The organism is Vibrio sp. 03_296, assembly GCF_002265885.1.
Window position 1 is genome coordinate 1 of the sequence record NZ_NPKW01000557.1, and the last position, 633, is coordinate 633.

Sequence of the window (633 nt, forward strand, 5' to 3'; positions counted from 1 at the left end):
TTGCAACGCAACTTGCTGTCGCTTGCTGTACACCATTAACGGTGAGCCTTCTTCCATCCAAACGGTTTGATAAAGCTGCAACCTTAGACGAACGAATGGGTAAAATGATGCCATGTAAAATAGGGCACCAAAGCCAACGCGTCATGTCCACTACACGCTGATCAGTGACAAAACTGGCTTAAAATCGTTTTACGGCTGGGCCGTTGCTTCTTCGGGAGTTCCGAGATTGACTAAAAGCACTCCGCGTTTTTTTGTGTTGTTCATACTTTCTCTACGATAGTGGCTGAAGGTGGTTTTACGAAAAGGTGGCGACATCGATCAATTCTACAACGTCCATTGAGTCATTATGAATCACGGCAAAACTAAACCGCTGATGACTATAATAAAAAAGCGACCTTAAGGTACGCTTTACTATAACAAAATTCTGAAACTCGGTTGAATAAATAGGTATTGCCTATTATGCTAATGCCTTCTCGATATCAGCACTCACTTCTGCAACTTGCTTAGTACCATCAAATTTTAGGTACTTCGTGTTGCCTTCTGCCGCTTCTTTACCGTAGTACTCGATAAGTGGTGCCGTTTGTGAGTGATAAACACCTAAACGAAGCGACGCACGGTTTCTTCTTTGTCGTC

At 43.1% G+C, this 633-nt stretch carries 2 pseudogenes; both read right to left on the reverse strand.

Features of this window, described 5'->3' with window-relative positions:
* Positions 1–264: pseudogene (locus CIK04_RS34040) on the reverse strand (ferrochelatase); the annotation flags it as partial.
* A 193-nt stretch (positions 265–457) separates the two neighbouring features.
* Positions 458–633 (reverse strand): annotated as a pseudogene (locus CIK04_RS26150) (adenylate kinase); the annotation flags it as partial.